Below are 891 nucleotides of genomic sequence, written 5' to 3' on the forward strand. Positions count from 1 at the left end.
TCGTCCTCTATGCATACCGGCTCGCCCTTGCCGCGCTTCTCATAGTGCGCGCCATCGGAAGGGTCGCGGTAGATGACGGACTCTCCGCCCTTGGGGGCCTTGAGCTCGCCGGCGGCGACCTTGGCGGCGCGCTCGGCGCGGATTCGCTCCAAGAGCGCACTCGCGGGCTCGTCGGACGCGTCCTGCGCCGCGAGGCGGCCCTGCACGGCCTCCTGCAGCACCGACTTTCGCAGCCGGTCGGCAAGGCCCGCATCGAGCGCCTCGCGCTCGTCCTCCAGGGCACCGTACTGCTCCACGAGGGGCATCAGCTCGGCAACCCGCGCCGCGATGCGCCGCTGCTCGACTAGGGACGGGAGGGGAACGAGCATGCGTTCAAGATTTCGTGCAGGGAGGTGCTTGATGGTGGTTCCGGTCATTTTCGATTCGAGAAGACGAGCCCGTACAAAGTACTCAACAACGATGGCGCAGTATTCGACCTCCAAAGAGTCCGATGCGCAGCGAACGCGATGCATTGCTTTCTGGTAATACATTTCGCATGAGCGCGAACCCCATATCGCGCAACGTCCGGGCTCTCCGCCCTCGCATACCATTAGGTCGCCTTGTTGAAGCAAGAAACGCGCTTGCTCGTCTTTTGAGAGCGCCATGCTGTGAACTTCATTCAGGTCGAAATAGCCCCATTGAACGTTAGCGTTTCGCAGATACGGCTTCAGTTCTCCGGCATTCTTCTGCTTATCAAGCATTTTGCCCAACTGGACATCGGCAATCGAATACAGCCTCGCCCACTCCCAGCCCCCGGTATCTCAAACGGGATTTCGTCGTCGATGCATACTGGCCCGCTCTCGCGCCCCTTCGCATCAACGCGCTTCTCATAGCGGGAGCCATCGGAGGCAA

Annotated in this window: 1 protein-coding gene and 1 pseudogene; both read right to left on the reverse strand. The window is 61.3% G+C overall.

All coding sequences use genetic code 11. The annotated features are described in order from the left end of the window. Positions 1-368 (reverse strand): restriction endonuclease subunit S (locus EFAMC1_RS11120; protein ID WP_261981729.1); only part of this gene is annotated, 368 nt, incomplete at its 3' end. 6 nt (positions 369-374) lie between these two features. Next, positions 375-740 (reverse strand): annotated as a pseudogene (locus EFAMC1_RS11395) (hypothetical protein); the annotation flags it as partial. Positions 741-891: the final 151 nt, after the last annotated feature.

This window comes from Olsenella uli (assembly GCF_901212675.1).
Lineage (GTDB): Bacteria > Actinomycetota > Coriobacteriia > Coriobacteriales > Atopobiaceae > Parolsenella > Parolsenella uli_B.